General features: G+C 68.4%; 15 protein-coding genes, 1 tRNA gene and 3 pseudogenes. 5 read left to right on the forward strand and 14 right to left on the reverse strand.

All coding sequences use genetic code 11. The features are described from left to right. Nucleotides 1–33 precede the first annotated feature (33 nt). From QM701_RS15880 to glyQ, 5 genes are read right to left on the reverse strand one after another with little or no spacing between them, the layout of a single operon-like run. Nucleotides 34–786, reverse strand: coding sequence for a M48 family metallopeptidase (locus tag QM701_RS15880; RefSeq protein ID WP_415167990.1), 753 nt, complete (start codon nt 784–786; stop codon nt 34–36). Beyond that, nucleotides 770–1,513, reverse strand: a complete 744-nt coding sequence (locus QM701_RS15885) for a lysophospholipid acyltransferase family protein (protein ID WP_415169414.1) — start codon at nt 1,511–1,513, stop codon at nt 770–772. The genes QM701_RS15880 and QM701_RS15885 overlap by 17 nt, the downstream gene beginning before the upstream one ends. Then, nucleotides 1,513–2,049 (reverse strand): D-glycero-beta-D-manno-heptose 1,7-bisphosphate 7-phosphatase, encoded by a 537-nt coding sequence (gene gmhB / locus QM701_RS15890; protein WP_415167991.1) that lies wholly within the window; start codon nt 2,047–2,049, stop codon nt 1,513–1,515. Before gmhB ends, QM701_RS15885 begins: the two co-directional genes overlap by 1 nt. Further along, a complete protein-coding gene (gene glyS / locus QM701_RS15895) occupies nt 2,046–4,127 on the reverse strand; it encodes a glycine--tRNA ligase subunit beta (protein WP_415167992.1) in 2,082 nt (693 codons plus the stop codon). The genes gmhB and glyS overlap by 4 nt, the downstream gene beginning before the upstream one ends. 1 nt (nt 4,128) lies before the next feature. Next, nucleotides 4,129–5,031: a glycine--tRNA ligase subunit alpha gene (glyQ, locus tag QM701_RS15900; RefSeq protein ID WP_415167993.1), complete on the reverse strand. Its 903-nt coding sequence runs from the start codon at nt 5,029–5,031 to the stop codon at nt 4,129–4,131. Nucleotides 5,032–5,230: 199 nt separating this feature from the next. Between glyQ and QM701_RS15905 the strand changes: the two genes are divergently transcribed. Beyond that, on the forward strand, nt 5,231–6,040 hold the full coding sequence (locus tag QM701_RS15905) for a mechanosensitive ion channel family protein (RefSeq protein ID WP_415167994.1): 810 nt from the start codon (nt 5,231–5,233) through the stop codon (nt 6,038–6,040). A gap of 15 nt (nt 6,041–6,055) precedes the next feature. Here the strand turns inward: QM701_RS15905 and QM701_RS15910 are convergent, their stop codons facing one another. The 8 genes and pseudogenes from QM701_RS15910 to QM701_RS15945 form a co-directional block, all read right to left on the reverse strand. Further along, the gene (locus QM701_RS15910) at nt 6,056–6,949 is read right to left on the reverse strand and encodes a D-hexose-6-phosphate mutarotase (protein ID WP_415167995.1); all 894 of its coding nucleotides are present in this window, start codon (nt 6,947–6,949) and stop codon (nt 6,056–6,058) included. A 30-nt stretch (nt 6,950–6,979) separates the two neighbouring features. Next, nucleotides 6,980–7,480 (reverse strand): apolipoprotein N-acyltransferase, encoded by a 501-nt coding sequence (locus QM701_RS15915; protein WP_415167996.1) that lies wholly within the window; start codon nt 7,478–7,480, stop codon nt 6,980–6,982. Next, nucleotides 7,446–8,480, reverse strand: a pseudogene (gene lnt, locus QM701_RS15920) (apolipoprotein N-acyltransferase); the annotation flags it as partial. The pseudogene lnt and the gene QM701_RS15915, both read right to left, overlap by 35 nt. Beyond that, nucleotides 8,467–9,300, reverse strand: a complete 834-nt coding sequence (locus tag QM701_RS15925; RefSeq protein ID WP_415167997.1) for an HlyC/CorC family transporter — start codon at nt 9,298–9,300, stop codon at nt 8,467–8,469. The pseudogene lnt and the gene QM701_RS15925, both read right to left, overlap by 14 nt. Nucleotides 9,301–9,321: 21 nt before the next feature. Then, complete coding sequence (gene ybeY, locus QM701_RS15930) at nt 9,322–9,795, reverse strand: rRNA maturation RNase YbeY (protein ID WP_415167998.1); 474 nt, start codon at nt 9,793–9,795, stop codon at nt 9,322–9,324. Next, nucleotides 9,776–10,801 (reverse strand): PhoH family protein, encoded by a 1,026-nt coding sequence (locus tag QM701_RS15935; protein ID WP_415167999.1) that lies wholly within the window; start codon nt 10,799–10,801, stop codon nt 9,776–9,778. Before QM701_RS15935 ends, ybeY begins: the two co-directional genes overlap by 20 nt. A gap of 2 nt (nt 10,802–10,803) precedes the next feature. Beyond that, nucleotides 10,804–12,139, reverse strand: a pseudogene (miaB, locus tag QM701_RS15940) (tRNA (N6-isopentenyl adenosine(37)-C2)-methylthiotransferase MiaB). 13 nt (nt 12,140–12,152) lie between these two features. Then, the gene (locus QM701_RS15945; RefSeq protein ID WP_415168000.1) at nt 12,153–12,509 is read right to left on the reverse strand and encodes a hypothetical protein; all 357 of its coding nucleotides are present in this window, start codon (nt 12,507–12,509) and stop codon (nt 12,153–12,155) included. An 88-nt stretch (nt 12,510–12,597) separates the two neighbouring features. Between QM701_RS15945 and QM701_RS15950 the strand changes: the two genes are divergently transcribed. Next, nucleotides 12,598–12,674: transfer RNA gene (locus tag QM701_RS15950), tRNA-Met, on the forward strand. 116 nt (nt 12,675–12,790) lie between these two features. On the opposite strand, the gene gcvA is transcribed toward QM701_RS15950, so the two are convergent. Further along, on the reverse strand, nt 12,791–13,696 hold the full coding sequence (gcvA, locus tag QM701_RS15955) for a transcriptional regulator GcvA (protein ID WP_415168001.1): 906 nt from the start codon (nt 13,694–13,696) through the stop codon (nt 12,791–12,793). 106 nt (nt 13,697–13,802) lie between these two features. Between gcvA and QM701_RS15960 the strand changes: the two genes are divergently transcribed. The 3 genes and pseudogenes from QM701_RS15960 (at nt 13,803) to leuD (ending at nt 16,979) form a co-directional block, all read left to right on the forward strand. Continuing rightward, a complete protein-coding gene (locus QM701_RS15960) occupies nt 13,803–14,780 on the forward strand; it encodes a Bug family tripartite tricarboxylate transporter substrate binding protein (RefSeq protein WP_415168002.1) in 978 nt (325 codons plus the stop codon). Between the two features lie 178 nt (nt 14,781–14,958). Further along, nucleotides 14,959–16,383 (forward strand): annotated as a pseudogene (gene leuC, locus QM701_RS15965) (3-isopropylmalate dehydratase large subunit). A gap of 2 nt (nt 16,384–16,385) precedes the next feature. Further along, complete coding sequence (gene leuD, locus QM701_RS15970; RefSeq protein WP_415168003.1) at nt 16,386–16,979, forward strand: 3-isopropylmalate dehydratase small subunit; 594 nt, start codon at nt 16,386–16,388, stop codon at nt 16,977–16,979. Nucleotides 16,980–16,990: the final 11 nt, after the last annotated feature.

A 16,990-nucleotide genomic window follows, 5' to 3' on the forward strand; every position in this document is an offset into this window, starting at 1 on the left:
GGTGTTCCTTTCGAAAATCCTGGCCGGAGAAGGTCAGGCGAGGGTGGGCAGCGAGCCGGAGAGTCTTTTCAGCGCGTCGCGCGCGTCGCGGTGCTCGGGAAAGTACCGTTCGACGATCGCCCAGAAGCGCGCGCCGTGGTTCATTTCCGTCAGATGCGCCAGTTCGTGCACGATCACGTAGTCGATCAGGCGCGGTTCGCCGTGGATCAGGCGCCAGTTCAGGCGGATGCCGGATTTCAGGCTGCAGCTGCCCCAGCGCGTGCGCGCCGACGAGAGCGCCAGCCGGGGCGCGACGATGCCGAAGCGCGCGGCCTGCGCCGCCAGGCGTTCGCCGAACACGGCCAGCGCCCGGCGGCGCAGCACCTTGCCGAGCACGGCGCCGGCGTCGTCCGGCGAGCGCGGCAGCAGGGTCAGCACGCCGTCCGCCGCCCAGCAGGCCTGGCCGCTGCCCTGTCCGAGGCGGATTTCCAGCCAGCCGCCGAGGTAGGGCAGGCGCGCCCCGTCGGCCAGCGGCTGCGGCGCGGGGCGCCGCCGGGCCCGCCATTCGTCGAGCTTCTGCGCCACCCAGTCCGCATGCTTGCGGATCATGTTCTCGATCTCGGCGAGCGAGGTCCGGTACGGCGCGCCGACGCGCAGGCCGCGGTGGTCGATGGTCAGCCCCAGGGTGCGGCGGCGGGCGCGGCGCAGGGTGTAGGGCACGATGCGGTCGGCGAGCGCGATGGTCCGCGACGTCTCTCCTGCCGCGGGCCGGTCCAGCGCGAACGGAAGTTCAGCCTGCAACGGCATGGGCTTCCGCCGGGTAGCGATGCGGCGAGATTTTCCGCATTTCCGCGTCGATCCATTGCTCGGCCAGGGCATTCACCTCCTCGGCCGTCTTGCCCCGGGGATCGATCGCCGGGCCGATGCTGACGGTGATCAGCCCCGGCTGCTTGACGAAGGCGTTCCTCGCCCAGAATTCGCCGGCGTTGTGCGCCACCGGCACGGCGGGCACGCCGGCCGAGACCGCCAGCAGCGCGCCGCCGGTCTTGAAGCGCCGGCGTTCGCCCGGCGCGGTGCGCGTGCCCTCGGGAAAGACGATCACCCAATAGCCGGCGCGCAGGCGCTCGATCCCTTGCTTTTCCACCTGCTTCAGCGCGTTCTTGCCGGCCTTGCGGTCGATCGAGATCATCTTGACGGCAGCGAAGGCCCAGCCCAGGAACGGGATCAGCAGCAGCGAGCGCTTCAGCACGAACACCTGCGGCGGAAAGATGTCCTGCAGGCCGACCGTCTCCCACGCCGACTGGTGCTTGGACAGCACGACCGAGGGCACGGCGGGGATGTGCTCGCGGCCGATCACCCGGTAGCGCAGTCCCAGCACGCGCGCGCACAGCCCCATGAACAGCACGCGCCACGCCGCGATGATGCGGAAGCGCCAGCGCATCGGCAGCACCACGGCGAGCGTGACGAGCAGTCCCGTGGGCGCGGTGATCAGGACGGCAAGAAGCAGGAACAGGGCGGACCGGAACAGCGCGATCATGACTTCAGGATGTGCTCGACGGTCGCCGCGAGGTCGTCGAAGACCAGCGTTCCCTCGGGAATCTCGTTGTCCTTCTGCGTGTTCCTGCCCTTGCCCGAGAGGACCAGCACCGGCCGCGCGCCGGCCGCGACGGCCGCCTGCAGGTCGCGCAGCGAGTCGCCGACGGCGTAGGTGCCGGCGAGGCCGGTGTTGAAGCAGCCGGCGATCCGCTCGAACATGCCGGGCTTGGGCTTGCGGCAGTTGCAGTTGGAGTCGGCGGAGTGGGGGCAGTAGAAGATCGCGTCGATGCGTCCTCCGGCGGCGCGGACGGCGCGGTGCATCTTGTCGTGGATGGTGTTCAGCGTGTCCATGTCGAAGAGGCCGCGGTCGATCCCCGACTGGTTCGAGGCGACCACCACCCGGTAGCCCGCCTGGGTCAGGCGGGCGATCGCTTCCAGGCTGCCGGGAATGGGTTTCCATTCCGCCGGCGACTTGATGAAGTGGTCCGAGTCGAAGTTGATGACGCCGTCGCGGTCGAGGATGACGAGTTTCATACGCCCAGTTTCGAAATGTCGGCGACCGCGTTGAGCTGGCCGAACAGGGTCTTGAGCAGCCCCAGCCGGTTGGCGCGGAGCATCGGCTCCTCGACGTTGACCATCACTTCGTCGAAGAAGAGGTCGACCGCGCTGCGCACCGAGGCGAGCACCTTCAGCGCGTCGGCGTAGTCCTCGTTGGCGACGTGCGACTTGATCAGCGGGGCGAGCAGCACGACGCGCTCGAACAGCGCCTTCTCGGCCGGCTCGCGCAGCAGCGCGACGTCGGGTTCGGGCAGCTCGCCTTCGGCCTTCTTGAGGATGTTGCCGATGCGCTTGTTGGCCGCGGCCAGCGCCAGGGCTTCCGGCAGGCGCAGGAAATCGCGCACGGCGGCGAGCCGGGACGGGACCAGGTCGATGCGCGTCGGCCGCTGGGCCAGCACCGCCTCGACGATGTCCTGGGCGTGGCCGGCGTCCCTGAGCAGGCCGCGCAGGCGTTCGAGCATGAAGTCGAGCAGCGGTCCGGCGACCGGCTGGCCGAGCACGCCTTCGGCGAAGCTGGCCTGCGCTTCGGCGATCAGTTCGGCCAGATCGAGCGGCAGCGGCTTTTCCATCAGGATGCGCAGCACGCCGAGCGCGGCGCGGCGCAGGCCGAAGGGGTCCTTGTCGCCGGTCGGGATCTGGCCGATGCCAAAGAAGCCGACCAGCGCGTCGATCTTGTCGGCGAGCGCCACCGCGCACGCGACGTTGCCCTCCGGCAGCACGTCGCCGGCGAAGCGCGGGCGATAGTGCTGCTCCATGGCGTTGCACATTTCGGGCCCGGCGCCTTCGTGCTGCATGTAGTAGCGCCCCATGGTGCCCTGCAGCTCGGGGAACTCGCCGACCATGTCGGTGAGCAGGTCGACCTTGCACAGCAGGCCGGCGTTGCGGGCCAGCAGGCTTTCGGCGCCGAGCTTGTCGGCGACGAAGGCGGCGATGGCGCTGAGGCGGTTGGCGCGGTCGCCGAGCGAGCCGAGCTTGTTGTGGTAGACCACCGAGGCGAGCTTCATGGCGCGCGCGACGAAGCCGTTCTTCAGGTCCTGGTTGTAGAAGAAGCGGGCGTCGGCGAGGCGCGGCCGCACCACGCGGGCGTTGCCGCCGACGATGTGCTGCGGGTCGTCGACCTCCATGTTGGAGACGATCAGGAACTTGTTGAGCAGCTTCTTCGACCCGTCGAGCAGCGGGAAATACTTCTGGTTCTGCTGCATGGTCAGGATCAGGCATTCCTGCGGCACTTCGAGGTATTCGGACTCGAATTCACCGACGTACACCGCCGGCCATTCGACCAGCGCGGTGACTTCGTCGAGCAGGCCGTCGGCGGGGTTGATCGTGGCGTTCAGCTCCCTGGCCCTGGCGTCGAGCTGCGTGGCGATGGCGGCGCGGCGCTCGGCGAAGCCGGCGATGACCTTGCCCTGCGCGCGCAGCGCGTCGGCGTAGGCGTCGGCGTGTTCAAGCACGATGTCGCCGCCGGACAGGAAGCGGTGGCCGCGCGTGACCCTGCCGCTGGCCAGCCCGAGCACCTCGCCGGGCACCACGCGGTCGCCGTGCAGCATCACCAGGCCGTGGACCGGGCGCACGAACTGGTGGTCGGAGTCGCCCCAGCGCATCACCTTCGGGATCGGCAGCTTCTTCAGCGCGTCGGCGACCACGCCGGCGAGCACGTCGTCGAGCCGCGCGCCCTTGACGGCGGCCTTGTAGAAGAAGGTCTCGGACTTGCCGTCCAGGCGCCGTTCGAACTGCGCGACGGCGTCGAGCGGGATGCCCTTGGCCTCCAGCTTCTTCTTCAGCGCGGGCGTCGGCTGGCCGGCGGCGTCGAGGGCCACGGCGACCGGCATGATCTTCTCGAAGGCGGTGGCGTCCGGCGCCACGGCGAGCACGCCCGGCACCCGCACGGCCAGGCGGCGCGGCGTGGCGAACCATGCGCAGGCGCCGTCCGCCGGGACGAGGGCGTGGCCGGACAGGCCGGCGTGGACTTGTTGGGCGAAGGTCTCGCCGAGGCGGGAGAGCGCCTTCGGCGGCAGTTCCTCGGTCAGCAGTTCGATGAGCAGGGTGGCGTTCATGTCAGTTCGCTCCCGCCGTGTCGCGCTTGCACATCGGGAAGCCGAGCGCCTCGCGGGAGTTGTAGTAGGACTGCGCCACTTCGCGCGCCAGCACGCGCACGCGGCCGATGTAGGCGGCGCGCTCGGTGACCGAGATGGCGCCGTGCGCGTCGAGGAGGTTGAAGCAGTGCGAGCACTTCATCACCTGTTCGAAGGCCGGCAGCGCGAGGTTCAGGCCCATCAGGCGCTTGGCTTCCGATTCGTGGTCCGCGAAGTGGCGGAAGAGGATTTCGACGTTCGAGTGCTCGAAGTTGTACTTCGACTGCTCGACTTCGTTCTGGTGATAGACGTCGCCGTAGGTCAGGCGTCGGCCGTTGGCTTCGGTCCACACCAGGTCGAAGACGTTCTCCACGCCCTGCAGGTACATCGCCAGCCGTTCGAGGCCGTAGGTGATCTCGCCGAGCACCGGCTTGCAGGTCAGCGAGCCGACTTCCTGGAAGTAGGTGAACTGGGTGACTTCCATGCCGTCGAGCCACACTTCCCAGCCGAGGCCCCAGGCACCGAGCGTCGGCGATTCCCAGTCGTCCTCGACGAAGCGGACGTCGTGTTCCTTGAGATTGATGCCGAGCGCCTCCAGCGACTGCAGGTAGAGCTCCTGGATATTGTCGGGCGAGGGCTTGAGCACCACCTGGTACTGGTAGTAGTGCTGCAGGCGGTTCGGGTTCTCGCCGTAGCGGCCGTCCTTGGGGCGGCGCGAGGGCTGCACGTAGGCGGCGCTCCACGGCTCCGGGCCGATGGCGCGCAGGAACGTGGCGGTGTGGAAGGTGCCGGCGCCGACTTCGATGTCGTACGGCTGCAGCAGCGCGCACCCTTGTTTGTCCCAGAAACTCTGGAGACGCAGAATGACTTCCTGAAATGTGGGCATGTGAGGCTTGGGAAAGACGTGGAAAAGACGTGGCAACGGGGCATTTTACTTGCTTTTGCGGCCGACAAGAAGGCGCCGGCCGTCCCGCGGCGCGGGCGGGAAGGGTTTGTTTTATTTAACAGTTCGACGACCGGCTCCGCGCCGGCGCCGTGCGCCATAATCGTTTTCCCTCCTGAACCCAACGCGAAAGGGGCTTCTCATGGACATGCAGTCGCTGCAACTCTTCCTGAGCGCGACGCTCGGCGAACTGGCGATCAAGGTCGCGGCCGCGCTCGCCTTCTGGATCGTCGGCCGCTGGCTGATCGGCAAGGTGATCTCGCTGATCCAGGGGGCGATGAACCGCAACCACGTCGATCCCACGCTGACCAAGTACCTCGGCTCGGTGGTGGCCATCGCGCTGAACATCGCCCTGGTCCTCGGCATCCTCGGCTACTTCGGCATCCAGACGACCTCGTTCGCGGCGCTGCTGGCCGGCGCGGGCGTGGCCATCGGCGCGGCCTGGAGCGGGCTGCTGGGCAACTTCGCGGCCGGCGCCTTCATCCTGATTCTGCGGCCGTTCAAGGTCGGCGATTTCGTCAACATCGGCGGCGTGACCGGCACGGTGCGCGAGCTGGGGCTGTTCGGCACGTCGATCGTGACGCCGGACAACGTGCTGACCATCGTCGGCAACGGCAAGGTCTTCGGCGAGAGCATCCAGAATTATTCGAGCCTGCCGCTGCGCCGCGTCGAGCGCACGGCGCAGCTGGCGGTGGGCGTCGATCCGCTGGAGGCGATCGAGCGCTTCAAGGCGGCGGTCGCGGCGATCCCCAACGTAGCGGAGGAGATGCCGCCGGAGATCAACCTGCTCGACATCCGGCTGGAAGGGCCGGTGATCGCCGTGCGCCCCTATACCCACACGGACAATTACTGGCAGGTCTACTTCGACACCAATGAGGCCATCGTGCGCGTGTGCAAGGACGCCGGCTGGCCGGCGCCCTCGGCCCTGCACCAGTTCAAGCAGGTGGCCTGAGCGGGCGGGCCGGCGTCAGCCGGCGATGCGCATCCAGGCGCGGTAGCTGCCGCCGGGCGGCAGGCTGACGGCGTGGTCCGCCACGTCGCCGCGCTCGACGCACAGGTAGCCGACGTGGTTGCCTTCGCCGAGGTCGGGAATGTTCCGGTCGTTGTGCCAGGCGTTCCAGACCACGGCGCAGCGGGCTTCCGATTCGATGTCGATGCGGCCGGCGCCGGCGGCGATGGTCTGGCGCCGCGGGACGTCGAGATAGACGCGGTCGGTCGGGCCGGCGATGGTCACTTCGCCGGCCTGCGTCTTGCGCGCGAAGTTGTCGGTCTTGTCGATGTAGACCGTGCCGTCGAGGCCGGAGACGCGCGCCGTGGCGACGTCCGGGACGGCGAAATAGGTGTGGAAGGCGAAGGCCAGCGGCGCGGCCTCGGCGCCGGGGTTGCGCGCGTCGAGGGTCATCTTCAGCGTCGTGCCGACTTCGATTTCCAGGCGGAAGGCGAAGGCGTGCGGCCACAGCGCGCTGGTCGCCGCGTCGCCTGCCAGTTCCAGGACCAGGCGCGTGCCGCCGTCGGCCAGGCGCTCGGCCGCGGCCACCGTCCACGGCTTGACCCGGGCGAAGCCGTGCATGGCCTTGCCGTCCGGCCCCGGGCCGAACCAGGGCAGGCACAGCGGGATGCCGCCGCGGATCGGCACGCCGTCCTGCAGCGCGGTCAGCGGCGAAACCCACAGCAGTTCGTCCTTGCCGGCCGGCTGGAAGGCCATGATGTGCGCGCCCTGCAGGGCGACGACGGCGCGCCCGAGCGGGTTTTCCACGAGCAGCATCGGCAGCCCGGCATCGTCCGGCCGGTGCTGCGCCGGATAGAGTTGTCTGGAATCGACCGTGCGGATGCCGGCGGCGAGAAGTTGTTGTTCGGTCATGGCGATACCCGTCGTTGGTGGAAAAGCGGATCAGGATAGCGTGTTGCGCCGCCGGGCGAAAGCCAGCAGCAGGCACGCGGCGATCACCGCCGGAACGTTGCCCCAGCGCACGAACGGCGTGCTGCCGGCATAGGCCTGCACGTCGCCGGTCAGCGCGGCGCGGGTGAACGGGGGCAGCGCCGCCTGCACTACGCCGTCCGGGCCGATGATCGCGGTCATGCCGGTGTTGGTGGCGCGCAGCATGGTGCGGCCGGTCTCCAGCGCGCGCATGCGGGCGATCTGCAGATGCTGCGCCGGGGCCAGCGAATCGCCGAACCAGGCGACATTGGAAATGTTGAGCAGCAGCGTGGCGGCCGGCAGCGCGCGGATGATCTCCTCGCCGAAGGCGTCCTCGTAGCAGATGTTCGACGGCGATCTGCTGCGCGCCGAGGCGCAGCGGCGGCTGCGCGTCCCCGCCCGGCGTGAAGGCAGACATCGGCATGTCGGCCATGGCCATGAACCAGGCGAAGCCCGGCGGGATGAATTCGCCAAAGGGCACCAGGTGCGCCTTGTCGTAGCGCTGCCGGCCCGAGGCGCCGAGGCTGACGGCGCTGTTGGCGTACCGCGCGAGGTCGCCGGTGACGATGCCGAACAGCAGGTCGCCGTCGCTGCGCGCGGCGAGCTGCTTCATCGCGTCGAGGTAGTCTTCCGGCACTTCGCCGTAGAACACCGGCAGCGCGGTTTCGGGCAGCACCGTGAGCCGCGCCGGGTGGTCGCGCATCAGCTCGTAGTAGGTGCGCAGCGATTCCTCGAATTTTTCCGGCCGCCATTTGACGTCCTGGGCGATGTTGCCCTGCAGCAGCGCGACGCGCAGCGGTTCGCCCTGGGGCACCGTCCACGCGCGGCCGGACAGCGCCGCGCCCGCCAGCAGGACGGCGGCGAGGGCGGCGCCGGCGGCGATGCGCGCGCGCTGCCGGCCTCTGGCGATTTCCACCAGCGAGGCCCCGGCGAACGCGGTGAGCAGGGACACCCCATAGACGCCGACGATCGGGGCGAAGCCGGCCAGCGGGCTGGGCGGCGTCTGCGAATAGCCGGCGGCGAGCCACGGAAAACCGGTGAGCACCCAGCCGCGCAGCCATTCGGCGAGCGTCCATAGCGCGGCGAAGCACAGCGCGCGCCGCAGGCCGGCCGGCGGCGCCAGGCGCACGAACAGCGCGCCGACCAGCGCCGGGTAGAGCGCCATGGCCGCGCAGAAGAGCAGCGTGGCGAGCGCCGCGACCGCCGCCGGCATGCCGCCGAAGGTACCCAGGCTGACGTAGATCCAGGACACGCCGGCGAGAAAAACGCCCAGTCCGAACAGCCAGCCGAGGCGGGCGCCCGCGCGGGCGGGGCGGCATTCGTCCGCCAGCGGCCCGAGCAGCGCGTACAGGCCGCCGAGCGTCAGCCAGGCGAGGGGAAACCAGCCGAGCGGGGCGAAGGCGGCCACGCCCGCCGCGCCGAGCAGCGGAACGGCGACGAGGTACCGCCGTGCAGCGGATTCAGCCGGCCGCATGCGGCGTCGGCGCGCGGGTGACGAGCAGGGTGTACAGGCGCCGCCGGTCGGCGCGCAGGACCACGAAATGCAGGCCGTCGATGTCGAGCTCCTCCTTGCGCTGCGGCACCCGGCCGAGGCGGTTGAGGAGCAGGCCGCCGACGGTGTCGCAGTCGTCGTCGCTGAAGCGGGTGCCGAACTGGGCGTTGAAGTCCTCGATCGCCGTCTGCGCCTTGACGCGGTAGCGGCCGAACTGGTCCTGGCGGATGTTGTCCTCGGCCTCGTCGAAATCGTATTCGTCCTCGATGTCGCCGACGATCTGTTCGAGCACGTCCTCGATGGTCACCAGCCCGCTCACGCCGGCGTACTCGTCGATGACGATGGCCATGTGGTTGTGCGAGACGCGGAATTCGCGCAGCAGCACGTTCAGCCGCTTCGATTCGGGGATGAAGACCGCCGGGCGCAGCCAGTCGCGCAGCCTGACCGGCCGGTCGTGGCGGATGCGCAGCAGGTCCTTGGCCAGCAGGATGCCGATCACGTTGTCGCGGTTTTCCTCGATGACCGGGAAGCGCGAGTGGGCGGTGCGGTTGACCTGCTCGATGATCGATTCCAGCGAATCCTCGATGTCGACGACTTCCATTTTGGCCCGCGGCACCATCACGTCGCGCACCACGATTTCCGAGGCGGCCAGCGCGCCCTCGGTGATCGACAGGGCGTCGGCGTCGAGCAGGTCGCGCTCGTGGGCGGAATGCAGTAGCTGGATCAGTTGCTCGCGGTCTTCCGGCTCGCGCAGGAGCAGCGAGGAGAGGCGTTCGAAGAATGTCGGCGGTTCGGGTTCCATGTTCTTGTGGGACGGGCGGCGCTATTTGCCGTCGTCGCGGTATGGATCGGCGAAGCCCAATGATGCCAGGATCGCGCGTTCCTTGTCTTCCATCGTTCGCGCGTCGTCCTCGCCGGTCTCGTGGTCGTAGCCCTGCAGGTGCAGCACGCCGTGCACGACGAGGTGGGCGTAATGCGCGGCCAGCGCCTTGCCCTGCTCGCCGGCCTCGCGGGCGACCACCGGGGCGCAGATGACGAGGTCGCCCTGTACCCGAGGTTCGGTTTCGTAGACGAAAGAAAGCACGTTGGTCGGATAGTCCTTGCCGCGATAGTCGCGGTTGAGCGTCCGGCCCTCGTCGGCGTCGACGAAGCGCAGGGTGATCTGGCCGCCGCGCCGGCCGTCGGCGTCCAGCGCCGCGCGGGCCCAGGCGCGCAGCGGCGCGCGTTCGGGCAGCCCGTCGGCCGCGCAGGCGTACTGGACGCTGAGGTTCAGGCGCCTACTTGTCGCCGCGTTCATTCTTCTCTTCCTGCGCGGCGTGCGCCTCGTAGGCCGAAACGATGCGCGCCACCAGCGGATGGCGCACCACGTCTTCCTTCTGGAACTCGGTGAAGGCGATGCCGCGCACGTCCTTCAGGATCTTGCGCGCCTCGATCAGGCCGCTCTTCTGGCCGCGCTGCAGGTCGATCTGGGTGACGTCGCCGGTGACCACGGCCTTGGCGCCGATGCCGATGCGGGTGAGGAACATCTTCATCTGCTCGGGCGTGGTGTTCTGCGCCTCGTCGAGGATGATGAAGGCGTGGTTGAGCGTGCGCCCGCGCATGTAGGCCAGCGGGGCGATCTCGATGGCGCCGCGCTCGAACAGGCGGCCGACCTTGTCGAAGCCCATCAGGTCGTACAGCGCGTCGTAGAGCGGGCGCAGGTAGGGATCGACCTTCTGCGCCAGGTCGCCGGGCAGGAAGCCGAGCCGCTCGCCGGCTTCCACCGCCGGGCGGGTGAGCACGATGCGCTGCACCAGCTCGCGCTCGAACGCATCGACGGCCGAGGCGACGGCGAGGTAGGTCTTGCCGGTGCCGGCCGGGCCGGTGCCGAAGGTGATGTCGTGCTCCTGGATATGCCGGAGATACTCGACCTGGCGCGGCGTGCGGCCATGCAGCTCGGTCTTGCGCGTCATCAGCGCCGGCGTGTCGTCGCCCGGCTGGCGCGCCTCGCGGCGCGCCGGACGGTTGGTGATCTCGATCAGGCCGAGCTGGATCTCGTCGACCGAAAGCGCGTTCTTCGCGCGGGCGTAGAACATCTGCAAGGCTTCCGACGCCCTGGCGATCTGTTCCCGCTCGCCGCGCAGCGTGAAGCGTTCGCCGCGCCGGGCGATGGACACGTCGAAGGCCGTTTCGATCTGGCGCAGGTTCTCGTCGAGCGCGCCGCAGAGGTTGGCCAGCTGGCTGTTGTTGACCGGCGCGAGCAGCAGCTCGACGGCGCGCGGCTTGGCTTTGGCGGACGATGCCGCGGCGGCTTTCGGGGGCATGGCTACGACTCCCGGGTCAGGATCTCGCCGCGCAGCGAATGCGGCATGGCCGCCGTGATGCGCACGTTGACGAAGCGGTTCGACCAGGCGGGCATGGCCCTCGAAATTGACGATGCGGTTGTTGTCGGTGCGTCCGGCGAGCTCGTTCTCGTCCTTCTTCGAGCGGCCCTCGACGAGCACGCGCTGCACCGTGCCGACCATCGACTGCGAGACGGTCTGCGCCAACTCCTCGATGCGCTGCTGCAGGCGCATCAGGCGTTCGAGGTGCACCTCGCGCGGCGTGTCGTCGGTGAGCTCGGCGGCCGGCGTGCCGGGGCGGGGGCTGTACAGGAAGGAGAACGAGGCGTCGAAGCCGACGTCGTCGATCAGTTTCATCGTCTTCTCGAAATCCTCGGCCGTCTCGCCGGGGAAGCCGACGATGAAGTCGGAGGACAGCGAAATGTCGGGCCGGGCGGCGCGCAGCTTGCGCACCAGGCTCTTGTATTCGAGCGCCGTGTAGCCGCGCTTCATCGCCGCCAGCACGCGGTCCGAACCCGACTGCACCGGCAGGTGCAGGTGCGAGACCAGCTTCGGCACGCGGGCGTAGACGTCGATCAGGCGCTGCGTCACCTCGCGCGGATGCGAGGTGGTGTAGCGGATGCGCTCGATGCCCGGAATCTCGGCGATGTACTCGATGAGCAGCGCGAGATCGGCCTTCTCGTCGCTATCGGCCATCGCGCCGCGGTAGGCGTTCACGTTCTGGCCGAGCAGCGTGACCTCGCCGACGCCCTGGGCGGCGAGGCCGGCCACTTCGGTCAGCACGTCGTCGAACGGGCGCGAGACTTCCTCGCCGCGCGTGTAGGGCACGATGCAGTAGGTGCAGAACTTGCTGCAGCCTTCCATGATCGAGACGAAGGCGGCGGCGCCCTCGACCTTGGCCGGCGGCAGGTTGTCGAACTTCTCGATCTCCGGGAAGGAGATGTCGACCTGCGACCTGCCGGAGCGCCGGCGGTCGGCGATCAGCTGCGGCAGGCGGTGCAGCGTCTGCGGCCCGAACACCACGTCCACGTACGGCGCGCGGGCGACGATGGCGTCGCCCTCCTGGCTGGCGACGCAGCCGCCGACGCCGATGATCAGGTCCGGCCGGTCCTTTTTCAGCAGGCGCACGCGGCCGAGATCGTGGAACACGCGCTCCTGCGCCTTCTCGCGCACCGAGCAGGTGTTGAAGAGGATGATGTCGGCGTCCTCGGGACGGTCGGTCTTGACGACGTCTTCAGAAGCGGCGAGCACGTCGGCCATCTTGTCCGAATCGTACTCGTTCATCTGGCACCCGAAGGTGCGGATGAACAGTCTTTTCACCATTGGAACCCGGTCAATTCTTTTTGATGGAGTCAGCCTCGGCCTGGCTGATCAGCCAGATGCGATATACCGAGCCGAAGGTATCGTTGAGGTAGATCACGTTGGAAACCTGCTGCACCGCCATGGGCATCACGATCAGGTTCTGCCGGTTGCGGAACTGCGCGACCGGCGACAGCGTCAGCGCGTGGCCGTCGATGACGATGGACCCGTCGCCGGCGGGCGGCTGCATGAGCCCGACCTTCGCCTCGGGCGGCAGGACGCGCTGCGCGACGTACGTCTCGTACTGCGCGGTCGAGATGGTCGAGGATTGCGAGAGCGTCTCGATGACGGTGCTGACGATCGACGCGATGAGAGGAGCTGGTAACGGCATCGGCGCATTATAAACAAGCTTTTATCGCTTGTGGTGCCATGCAGTTGACCGTCGGACGGCCACAACTTTATAATTCCGCGCCCTGCATGGTGATGTAGCTCAGACGGTTAGAGCGATGGATTCATAACCCATAGGTCGGCAGTTCGATTCTGCCCATCACCACCAATGAATTCAAAGAGATAGGCCAATCCTTCGGGATTGGCCTTTTTCTTGGGGTGGCGCCGGAAGCACGTTGCCCGCCATTTGCTCGCGCCTTTGAACGCCAGGCGTTGAACACCGGCTCAAGGAAAACGGCTCTCGGAGACGGCGGTTTCCTGGAGAATCCAGTTCTCGAACGCCAGCACGCGCTCTTCCGTCTGCCGCTCGGGGTGCGCGGCGAGGTAGTAGGCGCGCGGCGTGCGCACGTTGATGCCGAGCGGCGCGACGAGGCGGCCCGTGCGCAGGTCGTCTTCGACGAAGGCATATTGGGCGATCATTACGCCGAGTTCGTCGATCGCCGCCTGGTAGGCGAGCGCCGCATTCTCGAATTTCAGCCCGCTGTTGCCGTTGACGTCGAGCCCCGGCGTCGCGGCAAGCCAGCTCGGCCAGTCGAGCGGCCGGTTGAGCGAGCAGAGCAGCACGTGCCGCGCGAGGTCCGTGGGCAGCGCGAGCGGCGGGCCGTTCTCCAGCAGGCCGGGCGCGCAGACTGGCAGCAACACCTCGCCGAACAGACGGCGATAGTTCGGCCCGACCGGCGGTTCGCTCCAGGAGTAAATGCTGATGTCGACGTCTTCGCGATCGAAGTCGGCCGGTTCGTGCGAAGTCGTGATCTGCACGTCGATTTTCGGTTCTTCGGCATGGAAGCGGGCGAGGCGCGGCACCAGCCACCGCATCGCGAACGTCGGTGGCAGCTTCAGGCGCAGGCGCCGCTCGTCGGGACTCTGCTTGAGCTGCCGCGCGCCGGCCTCGATCTGGTCGAGCGCGCTCTTGACCTGGCGAAAGTAGGTACTGCCCTGCGCGGTCAGCTCGATGCCGCGGTGCACGCGGCGGAAGAGTTTGACGTTGAGCCATTCCTCCAGACATGCGACATGGCGGCTGACCGCGCCTTGGGAGACGCACAGTTCCTGCGCCGCACTCGTAAAGCTCGCATTGCGCGCCGAGGCTTCGAAGGCGCGCACGGCATTCAAGGGAGGGAGTCGTCTGGCCATGGCTTCTGCCATCTAATTTACTCATGGCAAGCATGACCTAATTGTCCTTGCGGAGCAAGCACGGCTATCGCATTCTCTCCCCCACTTAACCACGGAGGACAACACAATGGATAAGACCCAGGGGCTCAAACGCTTTTGTCTGACGGTTGCCCTGCTCGCCTGCGCCGGCGTCGCCCAGGCGCAGAACTACCCGAACAAGCCGATCCGCATGATCGTGCCCTGGCCGGCCGGCGGCGGCGTCGATACGGCGGCGCGCATCATCTCGCAACCCCTGTCGGAGCGCCTCGGCCAGCCGATCGTCATCGAGAACCGTCCGGGCGCCGGCGGCAACATCGGCACCGCGCTCGTCACGCAGGAGAAGCCCGACGGCTACACCCTGCTGATGGGCTCCCTGTCGCCGAACGCGGTCAATCCCCACCTGTACGCCAAGCTCGGCTTCGATCCGATCAAGGACTTCGCGCCGGTCGCCCTCGTTTATACGGTGCCGAGCTTCCTCGTCGTGCCCGCCTCGTCGCCGGCCAACTCGGCGAAGGAACTGGTGGCGCTGGCCAAGGCCAACCCGGGCAAGTTCAATTTCGGTTCCGGCGGCGTCGGCTCGTCGCAGCACCTCTTCGGCGTCATGTTCAAGGCGTCAACCGACATCGACATCGTGCACGTCGCCTACAAGGGCACGAGCCCGGCCGAAACCGCCCTGATCGCCGGACAGGTCGACCTGCTGCTCGATCCGCCGACCTGCCTGCCCTTCGTCGCCGCCGGCAAGCTGAAGGCGCTCGCCGTCGCTTCGCCGGAGCGCAACCCGGCGATGCCCGATCTGCCGACGCTCGATGAAGTCGGCATCCCGAACGTGCACACGCTGACCTTCTACGGCGTCATGGCTCCGGCCAACACGCCGAAGGAAATCGTCAATCGCCTGAACGCCGAAATCAACGCGATCCTCGCTACCCCAGAAATGCGGGAACGCCTGACCAAGCTCGCCGCCCAGCCGGGCAACGGCAGTCCGGAGGACTTCGCGCGCTTCGTCCAGGGCGAGCTCAAGCGCTATGGCGAAATCGTCCGGCTCTCCGGCGCCAAGCAGATCGACTGAGCGCAACGTTCCCGACTCTCGTGCAGGCGCGGCTGGCCGCGCCTGCAACGGAGACATCCCATTCCGCAGACTTCGACCGGATTCCGGCTTTCACGCCGGAACGGGGACGGCCGACCTTATCAAACGTTGCACAACACCGACATAGGGCGCGAACCAGCGCATGAAGAGGTAGAAAAAAATGGAAAGCAGTAAGGCAGCGCAGACGATGTTCGAAAAAATCTGGGCGCGGCATCGCGTGATCACCCGCGCCGACGGCCAGGATCTGATGTATGTCGACTTGCACCTGCTCCAGGACGTTTCGGCGCCGGCCTTCACGATGCTGCGCGAGCGCGGCCTCACGCCGCGGGTCGCCGGGCGCGCCGTCGCGACGCAGGACCACTATATTCCGACCGACAGCCGCGACCTGGCGCGCGTCGCCGACGCCGAAAAGCGCGAGATGGCGAACGCGCTGCAACGCGACGCCGCCGCGGCCGGCATCCGCTTTTTCGGGCTCGACGACCCCCGCCAGGGAATCGTGCACGTCGTCGGCCCCGAGCAGGGGCTGAGCCAGCCGGGAATGCTGATCGTCTGCGGCGACAGCCATACGTGAACGCACGGTGCGCTGGGCGCCCTGGCCTTCGGCATCGGCGCTTCCGAAGTCGCGCACGTGCTGGCGACCCAGACCATCTGGCAGCGCCGGCCGGCGACGCTGCGCATCCGCGTCGACGGCCCGCTCGCGGCGGGCGTCGCGGCGAAGGACATCATCCTGGCGATCATCGCGCGCATCGGCGCCGCCGGGGCGATCGGCCACGCCATCGAATACGCCGGATCGACGATCGGCAGCCTGTCGATGGAAGGCCGGCTGACCGTCTGCAACATGTCGATCGAAGCCGGCGCGCGCGCCGGCATGATCGCCCCCGACGACACCACGTTCAACTGGCTCGCCGGCCGCCCGTGCGCGCCGCGGGGCGAGCGCTGGGACGCCGCGCTGGCGCGCTGGCGGGCGCTGCCGAGCGACGGCGGCGCGGCCTTCGACCGCGAGATTGGCATCGACGGCAGCGCCCTGGCGCCGATGGTGACCTGGGGCAACAGCCCCGAGGACGCGCTGCCGATCGGCGGCCGCGTCCCCGACCCGGCGCAGGTGGCCGACCGGGAGCGCCGCGCGGCCATGGAGAAAACGCTGGCCTATATGGGGCTCTCGTCCGGCATGGTGCTCACCGATATCGTCATCGACCACGTCTTCATCGGCTCGTGCACGAACGGGCGCATCGAGGATCTGCGCGCCGCCGCCGCCATCGTCGAGGGTGGCCACGTCGCCCAGGGCGTGCAGGCCTGGGCCGTGCCGGGGTCGACGCAGGTCAAGCTGCAAGCCGAAGCCGAGGGCCTCGACCGCGTTTTCACGAGCGCTGGCTTCGAGTGGCGCCACGCCGGCTGCTCGATGTGCCTGAGCACCAACGGCGACCGGGTCGCGCCCGGCAAACGGTGCGCGTCGACGTCGAACCGCAACTTCGTCGGCCGCCAGGGGCCGGGCTCGCGCACCCATCTGATGAGCCCGCAAATGGCCGCGGCGGCGGCGCTGACCGGCCGCCTGACCGACGTTCGCCAACTGCTTGCCCGGAGATGATGATGGAAGCGTATGAAAAGTTCGAAGCCGTGGCGCTGCCGCTGGAGCAGGCCAACGTCGACACCGACCAGATCCTGCCGGCGCGCTATCTGCAAAAGCCGCGCTCGGCGCCGTTCGGCGAATTCCTGTTCCGCGACCTGCGCTTTCTGAAGGACGGCGGCGAGAACCCGCACTTCGTGCTGAACCAGGACGCCTACCGCGGCGCGCGCGTCATCGTCGCCGGCAGCAACTTCGCCTGCGGCTCGTCGCGCGAGCATGCGGTGTGGGCGCTCTACGACTACGGTTTCCGCGCCGCGATCGCTCCGAGCTTCGGCGACATTTTCTTTTCGAACGCGCTGAAGAACGGCTTCCTGCCCATCGTGCTGCCGGCCGAAGTCGTCGCCGGGCTGATCCGGCAGGCGCAGGACCGGCCCGGCGCAACGCTCGGCATCGATCTGGAAGCGCAGACGGTCAGCGCGCCCGGCGGCGGCGTCCATCGCTTCGCCGTCGATCCCTTCGCCAAGCACTGCCTGCTCAACGGCCTCGACGAGATCGACTACACCCTGAGCCAGATCGACCACATCACCGCGTTCGAGCGCGCGCTCGGCGCGCCGTGAGCGCGCCCTTG

This window comes from Propionivibrio sp., assembly GCF_047602565.1.
GTDB lineage: Bacteria > Pseudomonadota > Gammaproteobacteria > Burkholderiales > Rhodocyclaceae > Propionivibrio.

Excerpts from the sequence above, each read along its gene's own strand:
- QM701_RS15935 (WP_415167999.1), bottom strand. The coding sequence starts at position 10,801 with ATGCCCCCGAAAGCCGCCGCGGCATCGTCCGCCAAAGCCAAGCCGCGC.
- QM701_RS15910 (WP_415167995.1), bottom strand. The coding sequence starts at position 6,949 with ATGACCGAACAACAACTTCTCGCCGCCGGCATCCGCACGGTCGATTCC.
- gcvA (WP_415168001.1), bottom strand. The coding sequence starts at position 13,696 with ATGGCCAGACGACTCCCTCCCTTGAATGCCGTGCGCGCCTTCGAAGCC.
- QM701_RS15925 (WP_415167997.1), bottom strand. The coding sequence starts at position 9,300 with ATGGAACCCGAACCGCCGACATTCTTCGAACGCCTCTCCTCGCTGCTC.
- QM701_RS15905 (WP_415167994.1), top strand. The coding sequence starts at position 5,231 with ATGGACATGCAGTCGCTGCAACTCTTCCTGAGCGCGACGCTCGGCGAA.
- leuD (WP_415168003.1), top strand. The coding sequence starts at position 16,386 with ATGGAAGCGTATGAAAAGTTCGAAGCCGTGGCGCTGCCGCTGGAGCAG.
- ybeY (WP_415167998.1), bottom strand. The coding sequence starts at position 9,795 with ATGAACGCGGCGACAAGTAGGCGCCTGAACCTCAGCGTCCAGTACGCC.
- glyS (WP_415167992.1), bottom strand. The coding sequence starts at position 4,127 with ATGAACGCCACCCTGCTCATCGAACTGCTGACCGAGGAACTGCCGCCG.
- QM701_RS15945 (WP_415168000.1), bottom strand. The coding sequence starts at position 12,509 with ATGCCGTTACCAGCTCCTCTCATCGCGTCGATCGTCAGCACCGTCATC.
- glyQ (WP_415167993.1), bottom strand. The coding sequence starts at position 5,031 with ATGCCCACATTTCAGGAAGTCATTCTGCGTCTCCAGAGTTTCTGGGAC.
- QM701_RS15880 (WP_415167990.1), bottom strand. The coding sequence starts at position 786 with ATGCCGTTGCAGGCTGAACTTCCGTTCGCGCTGGACCGGCCCGCGGCA.
- QM701_RS15960 (WP_415168002.1), top strand. The coding sequence starts at position 13,803 with ATGGATAAGACCCAGGGGCTCAAACGCTTTTGTCTGACGGTTGCCCTG.
- gmhB (WP_415167991.1), bottom strand. The coding sequence starts at position 2,049 with ATGAAACTCGTCATCCTCGACCGCGACGGCGTCATCAACTTCGACTCG.